Genomic DNA, 8,966 nt, shown 5'->3' with positions numbered 1-8,966 from the left:
AAACGATTTAGCCAATACAGCACTAAAAGCATCAGAGCAAGTTTATAAAGAAGTAAAAGACTTTGGAGTAAGTGATGTGTTTTTACAAGATAAATCATCATTAGATGAATATTTACAAAAACGTTTACAAGGGTTAAGTGCAGGAGGTAATGTACTTAAAGCTAGTGGGGTAAGAAAAGGGCTTTGTTTAGGAACTATAATAAAAGTTAGTGCAGCAAAATATGACGAAGGAGAATATACTGTAAAACAGTATGGAGAATATATTATAACTCAAATAAGCCACTTTGCAGATGTAGGAGGAGCATATCATAATACCTTTGAAGCTATCCCAGCAAGCACAAAAAGTTTACCATTAAATGAAAGCATAACACCAGCTGTAGCTAGTAATCAAGTAGCGAAGGTAGTAAGTAATAAAGACCCAGAAAGTAAAGGGCGTGTACAAGTTCAGTTTTACTGGCAAGAAGCTATTGGAGCAAAAACAGATTTTATTCGTGTAATGACCCCAGATGCAGGGAGCAGTGATCTTACTAAAACTAATAGAGGTTTTGTTTTCATACCAGAAGTAGGAGACCAAGTAATGGTAGGTTTTGAGCATAACGATCCTAACCGTCCCTTTGTAATGGGAAGTATGTTTACAGGTAAAAATGGAGCAGGTGGAGATGAAGAAAATGTAAGAAAGAGTATTATTACACGTGGTGGACACACTATTGAGTTAGACGACACAAAAGATAAAGAGAAAATAACTATAAAAGATAAAGATGGAAGTATCATAACCTTTGATACTAAAGAAAAATCATTGTTTGTTCAGTCTGCTGAAACTATGGAGTTTTCTGCAAAAAATGTAAAAATAATTGCTGAAGAAAATATCGAACTACAAGCAAAAGGAGAAATAAAAACAGCATCAGAAAAAGACACTTCAATCTTATCTCAAGGAGCAATTAAAGCTCAGGCAGATAAAGACGCTAGTATTACAAGTAGTGCAAATGTAGCCATTGAAGCAAGTAGTAAAGCTACCATTAAAGGGCAAAACACAACTATTGAAGGTCAAGCGGCAGCCGAGTTAAAAGGACAACAAACAAAAGTACAAGGGCAAATGACTGTTGTACAAGGAGCAAGCGGTAAGTTTGATATAATGTAATCTTTTTAAAAACTAAAACATATGCCAGGACCAGTAGCAACAGTAGGTAGTATGCATGTATGTCCTATGTGTAGTGGAACCACTCCTCATGTTGGAGGACCAATAGCACAAGGAGAAACAAATGTATTAGCCAATGGTAAACCCGTAGCCACCATAGGTAGTATGTGTACCTGTGTAGGACCACCAGATACCATAGCACAAGGGTTTCCTAATATTTTAATTAATGGAAAACCTGTAGCATGTTTGGGAGACCTAACAGCCCACGGAGGAACAATAACAGCAGGAGAAGCTAATATTATAGTGGGTAGTGCTGCGCCAGTTCCTTCAGTTAATATGCCTGTAAACAAGATACCATTTCCAAAAATTAGTATTGTGGATAGGTTAGCTCACAATAGTAAAATAAAAGAAGCGGAAGAAAATCAAGAAAAGCTAAAAGAAGAAGAGCAAGGAGAACCGCGAATTTATAATTTACAATGGCTAAAAGAAAAAAATATAATTCGGAAGTCAAAAGTGTTAAAAGAAGTAACACTACGAGCCTATGTGTATAATATACCTGATGGTGAGAGTATTACATTTAAGGTAAAAAAACCTGTTGAAACTACCGATAAAAATGGAAGTACAGCCACAAATGAAGAAGAAGTGGTAGAATTAACAGGAACAGTACAAGATAAAAAAGTAGAAGTTACTTGGGAGGTTGAAGATGCTTCGGAAGAAAAGGAAAGTACCAATAATGAAGGTAGTAATTCAAATTCTAATACAAAAGAAGCGTGTAATTCAACACCATCACCTAGTAATCTAATAGTACCAGCTTCTGAAGAAGAAAAAAAAGACCGTTTTGTTGAAGTAGAAAAAGGAGAGGTTAAAAAAGGTAGTTGGATTATAGAAGAAGGAAACACAATTATTGTTAATAGGAATGGAAATAGAGCATATGATTGGGAGTATGCAGATGCTCCCAGTGAAGCTAAAATGAAGAAAAATGGGATGTCAGATCATGATATTTTTAATGTGAAGTTAACAAAATCTTACCCAGAAGCATATTTAAAAGCAGAAATGAAAGTTACTCTTTGGTTGTTTTCTGATCTGGAAGATGGCTTTGGAGAAAATGGAGTACGATTAGCAAACCACTTTTTTTCAGGAGGAGGAAAAGACTTTGAATTTAACCAAAGTTCAAACCCTTCTATAGAAATGCGTGACTCAGAAAGGTTTAAGTCGTTCGTGTCTTCTTTAAAAGAAGAACTCAAAAAAAAGTATGAAAAAGACGGAACAATAAATGGATCAACCGGAGTTAACTTATATAGTATAAGAACCTCACTTCCTTATTATGGTGTATCATCTTCATTAAACCCCAATGTAAATGAGTCAGCAACATTTATAGGAGGTATTCAAGGTTGTGTAGCAAAGTACAAAGTCTTAAAAAATGAAAAAACACAAGAAGTCAAAGTTGAAATAGAACGAGTACTATTCTTAGATACTTTTGGAGCAGGATGGGAAGATGGTGGAGCCAATGGAAAGGCAAAACAATGGGTGCCAGGTTTGGTAGCAATGTTTTGTTTACAACATTTTAAGAATTTAAAAAGTCCTAATAAATTTAGGCCTTTTACAGTGTTTGTAGATATTAAACCTTCATAATTATGAATCTAATTTTTATTCTTTTGGTTGTAATAACTATTATGTTCATTCTTTTTTTTAAAACAAAAAAGAAATTCATAAAAATTATTACAATTATTGTAGCACTCCTAGCTGTTTTTTGGGTATTTCTTTTAGCAGAAAAAGAAGTAGAAAATAAAAACGAAGCTTTTGAAATAAAACAGCTTACCATAAACGATTATGAAGCAGACTATGTGTTTAACTTTAAAGGTAACTCTGATCAAATAGAAAGCATATTTAATTATGTTTATGATGACATAAAAAATAGAAAACTAAAACAAAAAAAGAAAGTCCAAGAGAAGATTATATCGGGAAGTGCAATGGCGGATAAGTCAGCTAAAAATGTAGTTAATAAAGCTTCAGTAACTAAAGAAGAAATAGAATCAAGCTTTTTTGATTATGAGTTTTTAAGACCTGTTGAAAATGCAAACCCCAATGATAGAGAGAACTTAATATTTAAATTTATAATAGACGAAGAAAAAGGAGATATAGAAAGTATTATATCAAGATTTACGAATACGGAGATAGAAAAAGAGGAGTATAAAATTGAATCAGTAAATGATACTATATCTAACATATATTTAGATACAGTATTAAATTATAATTCATTTTCTAAGAGCTTAGAGTTGGCAAAAAAGAGTAAATCTCATTTTACTTCGGATATTTACAATTACGATGTTTTATACAAAAACAAATTTATTTTCAGAATAAAATATTTTGAAAGAGGAAAGTATTTTAAAGTATTTTTTAAAAACTAAAAATTTAAAAAACAAAAAATGGCTAATGATATTTTAGAAAAAAACCAACTAACAGAATATAATGAGGTAGTTGCTAGGTATTTTTTTGAATGTACAGGAGGTGGTGTTACGGAACCTGTAAAGAGTCCAGAAAAAGAAGCTTTAAAACCGGGTATTCGTTTACATTTTTTACGTTATGGTTTATTTGATAGGAATTCAGAAAACCAAACAGAAGAAGATGTAAATGCACCTAAATATAACGATCCGAGAATAACCAAAGGTGTTTTAATACAAGATGATAAAGCAGTATGTAAAAATGTAGCTACTTGTAATTCTAATACCCAGAATACAAATGCAGCAGAAAACAGTACGCTTGAGTTAGAAGAAGTAGAGGTGTTGTCACTAAAAGAATTGCCTCAAATTAATAATTTTTATGTAGCCCGAACTGCTCTAAATAAAGGATATATTTATCTAATTAACGATGAAGATCAAGACGATTACCACGAACTATATGTTGATGAAAGTGGACAGCTACAGCATATTATATGGGCATACAACAAAGATGAAAAAGGAAACTATAAAGATATTCGAAAACCATCTGGAGACAAGAGTGAATATAAGTTAATAATAGAACCAGGAAAAAAATATTGGGTAGCATACTCTCCTGTACAATGGAGTAGAGATTATCATAATGAGCTGAATACGGATGCTAATAAGCGTAAAGAACGTATGAAGTTGATAGACTGTAGTGGTATAAAAAAAGGAGAAGAAGAAAAACATGAAAATGTTATACCATTTACAAACGTAAGAGCAACGTTTCCTGGTAATCATCCAAGGGCAGGTGCACTTGAAAAAATGCTAGATTCAATATTATCAGATGAAAAGAAGCAAGATGAAAAAGGAGATAATGAGGTTTTTGAAGATATGTTTGTTACGTTGCACGACCCTGTAGGTTGTGCAAATGATGTAGGAGTAGAGTTAGCTGATAAAATAGCAGATTTAGAAGCTTTAGTAGAGTCGTTAGGTACTGGTAAAGACCCTGTTGAAATAAAAAAAGATATTCTTGAAGGAAAACCAAAACAAGAAATAAAGAAAGGTTCAAGAGAGGAACAAATATCTACATTATTAGCAACAGCATTAACAACCTATCAATTAGTGTATAATGATAAAGAAATGATTACCGATTATGATGGAGGAGAAAGTGGTAGTGGACCAAAATTTACAGGCATAAACATTGGGGCAACTCCAATGATATATTGGGATGGCAATGGTATCTTGCAACAAAAATTAATAGACATACTAGCTGTAAAAGAACGTAAAAAAATACGTGAATCAATTGTGAGTTATCGACACGATTTTACAATTATTTTAGGTAGTGATTATTATACGCAATATTTTGAAGATTTTAATGAAAATGGTTTTATAGGACTGTTAGAAGGAAAGCATATTACTACATCTCATATGCGTTTATTAAGTATTGCTCCAGGGGGTATAGATCATTATCTAGACTTAAAAAAACATCGTGATAACTACAAAGGAGAACTGAAAAATAAAAACAAAGAAGCTAAAGAATTCTACATAAAATACGTAAAAGGGAGTAATAAAAAAGTACACGAAGTTTTAGAAAAAGAGTTAAATCTCGATTTTTTTGATGAAAATGAAAATGTTTTAAATAACAGTTTGTTAACTGATTTAGCTAACAAAGTAGCAGGACATGTTAGTAATGGTTTAGAAGCTTATGTAGGGCTTAGTAATGCAAAAAAAATAAACTTAAACCTTACTTTTGATAGACTCAAGGTGCTTACGCATAAAGGCAAACCAGTTTTTCAAACACGAACAAGAACTCTTGAGGCTTTATTAAAACAAAATGGAGCTACTTTAGATGAAAGTGTAAAGTTGGTAGACTTTAAAAAAGGACATCGAATAGCTAAAATATTAGATGTTGAAGAAATATACTTGGTAAATGAGTATAACCCCAAAGGAAAAAACACCTTAAATGTACCAGCAGAAATACCAGCAAAAAAAACAAAAGCTCAAGTACAAGGAGCCCAACGGGTATTAAACAATATTCATTTTGCGAAAGGCTTATATTACTTACAAATTTTAAATATATCTTCTGCAACTTATCAGGTGTATGATAGTCCTTCTGCAAAAAGTCTTGTAAATTTAGTAGGTATTGGAACGGAGTTGACAGGAGCCTTTTTTAATGTAAAAAGAGTAAACGCAATAGCATTAAATAGAGAAAGCAAGGTGGTTAGTAGCCTTAGTAATAGAGCAAGACTTTTTAATAAGGTAGGAGCAGGGTTTACAGCAGCTGTATGTTTTTGGGAGGCTATTGATGCTTTTAGTGACAACGATAACGATGCGGCTTTTATGTGGGTAGGCGCAGGGGCGTTGTTTACAACGGGTATCTTTGTGTCAGGACCCGTAGGTTGGGTCATTGGTGGGGTAGCCATAGGTTTGGTGTACTTAGCAAATTACTTTAAAGATACACCACTTGAGCGATATTTTAAGCATTATTGGTTAAGTGATAGGGTTGCTTTATCAAGAAATAATAATGAAACTCCTTGGCAATATATCAACAGGGTGTATGAAAATCGCAGCGCATTAATAAAAGATAGAGAAGAATATAAAGATTGGAAAGATTTACGTGTTTGTCATCAACAATTATTAGATTTAATGGTGTGCAGTGCAATGTTTGTAAAAGAAATTAAATTAAGTTCAGAAAGGGTAATTAGTATAGGTGGAGAAGATGGTAGAGCTGGTGCTTCTTTTGCTACAAGCGATGTAAGTAAGCTAACCATACAAACAAGTTTTCGCCAATTTTTGTGGTTTAAAGACCAATTGCAGTACAAAGTTTTTTTGGTTAATACTAGAACAGGAAGTTATGAAGAAATAGCTGAAGAAGAATTAAGAGGAGAAGTTAATTTAGAAGAAGATAACAAAGGTAAAATAATAGCCACAAACACCACTATTAATATCCCTAACAGAGTTCACAGAAAAAGACATAACAATCAAACTACTATTTTTCAGTTGTTGTTTATTTGTAAGTTAACAATAGATGAAGAAACAAATAAGTATTACCCTCATACGTATGTGGGGGAGGAACGTTTTATGGGAATAAAAATAAAACTGTTTGAAAGTAAGGTTACAGGCACTAAAAATATGGATGGTTTGTTATTTAAACCGCAACCAACAGAATATAAAGGGTTTTATTATAAAAATGTAAAGGTGGATACGCTTAACAATTTATTAGTGTGGGCAAAAGATCTGATATTGAATATATAATTTATGGCAAAAATTAAAAAAAGGTACGGTAAATGGGGTGGATATTTAGAGAAGCTTATTTATGAAAAACCGAAACGAAAGGTAGAAAAAGAGAAAGTAAACGATCCTGATTATTATGTAAGAGTAGATAATCAGTTTTTTATAATGAATAATGGTCTTATTGGTGATATATATATATATATAGGGATAGCTCTTATGATTTTAATATCATTATTTATTTTACTTCGTGAGTTTAAAGGAGTAGCTCATAATATTCTTTTCTATATTTTTTTTTATTGCTTAGGAGCTTTTTTTATAGCCTATCATTATACCCGTCCCAAAAAAGAGCTAGTATTAAATCGTTTAGAAGGGCTTATAACTATACCGAATACATTATATTTTAAACCATATACAATGCCTTTTCAAGACGCTTTAGCAGCATGGTCAGTAAAAAATTCTGGTATCAACCCTACAGGTCCAAGTTTATCTCTTTTTCACCCAAATGGGTTTACAAGTACAGATGTTATGGGGCATGAAATAATAGAAGATTGGAGTTTTATAGTTTGGTTTATGGATAAAAATAGACCGTTACCACCAGGAAGTGCTTTTGACGAGTACAGACAAGCGGATTTTGAACGAAGAAAAGCAGCAGGTTTTCCTATGCCTTTATACCCAAGTAGTATACCAACACCCGAAGCTACGCCAGAACAACAATCAGAACGTAAACGTATTGGAGGATGGTAAAATATTATAGAGTCCTATCATGAAAGAGAAATTTCAATACAAATAAAGCTCTGGTATTGAATATATAATTTATGGCAAAAATTAAAAAAAGATACGGTAAATGGGGTGGATATTTAGAGAAGCTTATTTATGAAAAACCGAAAAGAAAGGTAGAAAAAGAAAAGGTAAACGATCCTGATTATTACGTAAGAGTAGATAATCAGTTTTTTATAATGAATAATGGTCTTATTGGTAATGTATATATATATACAGGATTGGCAGGGTATTTCTTTGTGTTATTTACTGTTGTAGTAAGGCTATTTTTCAATAAGAGTCTTAGTTTTATTTTCTTGTTTTTATTATTTTTGTTAGGTACTTTTTTTATAGTATATCATTATACTCGCCCCAAAAAAGAGCTAGTATTATATCGTTTAGAAGGGCTTATAACTATACCAAACACATTATATTTTAAACCATATACAATGCCTTTTCAAGACGCTTTAGCAGCATGGTCAGTAAAAAATTCTGGTATCAACCCTACAGGTCCAAGTTTGTCTCTTCTTCACCCAAATGGGTTTACAAGTACAGATGTTATGGGACATGAAGTAATAGAAGATTGGAGTTTTATAGTTTGGTACATGGATAAAAATAGACCGTTACCACCAGGAAGTGCTTTTGATGAGTACAGACAAGCGGATTTTGAACGAAGAAAAGCAGCAGGTTTTCCTATGCCTTTATACCCAAGTAGTATACCAACACCCGAAGCTACGCCAGAACAACAAGCAGAACGTAAACGTATTGGAGGATGGTAGATTTTACCCGAAAAATAACCCATGAAGATTATAAAAACCCAGAAAAACTAAAAAAATATTATCATAGGGTAGTAAAGAAAATTTATACACGACCACGTGATTTGGGGCAAAAAGATATTAATATGAAGTATTCAGATTATATTTTTTTTGATGATAATTTTTTAGTGACTAAAACGAGTTATTTTATAATACCAATAATTTTTGGAGGAGCATCATTGATTCTATCTTTATTACTTATATTTCCTTTAAATGAACCGAGAGACGTTGCAGATTGGTCTGTTTTAGTTATTTCAGTTTTTTGTACTATGTTTTTTGTCATTTTTGGGCTTACGATGCCTAAAAAAGAACATATTTTAAACCGAAAAGACGGTTTAATTACTTTTACGGGCTTTTTTTGGCAAAAAGACATTACTATGGAATTTAATAAAGTAGAGTTTGCATACAGTACAGGAGGAGAAGATCTTGTAGGTGGTTTTCAGTTACAAATCATACGCCCCAATAAATGGCAAACATTTGCTATAGCAGGTTATATAGGTAGTGAATGCTATTCTAATATGTCTTTTATTACTTGGTATATGGATAAAAATCGTCCACTACCTCCTGGAGAAGCTTTTGATCCATATCGTCAGCAAGACTTTGAAC

The 8,966-nt window shown here is 32.4% G+C and carries 7 protein-coding genes; all 7 read left to right on the top strand.

Annotated features, from left to right (window positions below):
- Positions 1–1,138 (top strand): phage baseplate assembly protein V (locus OU788_RS11185; RefSeq protein WP_274635245.1); only part of this gene is annotated, 1,138 nt, incomplete at its 5' end.
- A 21-nt stretch (positions 1,139–1,159) separates the two neighbouring features.
- Complete coding sequence (locus tag OU788_RS12945; RefSeq protein WP_342454937.1) at positions 1,160–2,767, top strand: PAAR domain-containing protein; 1,608 nt, start codon at positions 1,160–1,162, stop codon at positions 2,765–2,767.
- A gap of 2 nt (positions 2,768–2,769) precedes the next feature.
- Positions 2,770–3,543 carry a hypothetical protein gene (locus tag OU788_RS11175; RefSeq protein WP_274635244.1) on the top strand — a complete coding sequence of 258 codons (774 nt, stop codon included), beginning with the start codon at positions 2,770–2,772 and terminating at the stop codon, positions 3,541–3,543.
- A gap of 18 nt (positions 3,544–3,561) precedes the next feature.
- On the top strand, positions 3,562–6,810 hold the full coding sequence (locus tag OU788_RS11170; RefSeq protein WP_274635243.1) for a toxin VasX: 3,249 nt from the start codon (positions 3,562–3,564) through the stop codon (positions 6,808–6,810).
- Between the two features lie 3 nt (positions 6,811–6,813).
- On the top strand, positions 6,814–7,533 hold the full coding sequence (locus tag OU788_RS11165; RefSeq protein WP_274635242.1) for a hypothetical protein: 720 nt from the start codon (positions 6,814–6,816) through the stop codon (positions 7,531–7,533).
- Positions 7,534–7,604: 71 nt separating this feature from the next.
- Entirely contained in the window at positions 7,605–8,324 is a 720-nt protein-coding gene (locus OU788_RS11160) for a hypothetical protein (RefSeq protein WP_073184371.1), read from the top strand.
- Positions 8,318–8,966, top strand: a 649-nt coding sequence (locus OU788_RS11155) for a hypothetical protein (protein WP_274635241.1), incomplete at its 3' end; no start/stop codon positions are given. The genes OU788_RS11160 and OU788_RS11155, both read left to right, overlap by 7 nt.

Origin of the sequence: Tenacibaculum sp. L6 (assembly GCF_028823685.1) — a bacterium.
GTDB lineage: Bacteria > Bacteroidota > Bacteroidia > Flavobacteriales > Flavobacteriaceae > Polaribacter.
The sequence above is the reverse complement of the archived record's forward strand: the minus strand, read 5'-3'. Positions and strand labels throughout refer to the sequence as shown.

Coding starts and splice junctions, on each gene's coding strand:
- OU788_RS12945 (WP_342454937.1), top strand. CDS start 1,160: ATGCCAGGACCAGTAGCAACAGTAGGTAGTATGCATGTATGTCCTATG.
- OU788_RS11175 (WP_274635244.1), top strand. CDS start 2,770: ATGAATCTAATTTTTATTCTTTTGGTTGTAATAACTATTATGTTCATT.
- OU788_RS11170 (WP_274635243.1), top strand. CDS start 3,562: ATGGCTAATGATATTTTAGAAAAAAACCAACTAACAGAATATAATGAG.
- OU788_RS11165 (WP_274635242.1), top strand. CDS start 6,814: ATGGCAAAAATTAAAAAAAGGTACGGTAAATGGGGTGGATATTTAGAG.
- OU788_RS11160 (WP_073184371.1), top strand. CDS start 7,605: ATGGCAAAAATTAAAAAAAGATACGGTAAATGGGGTGGATATTTAGAG.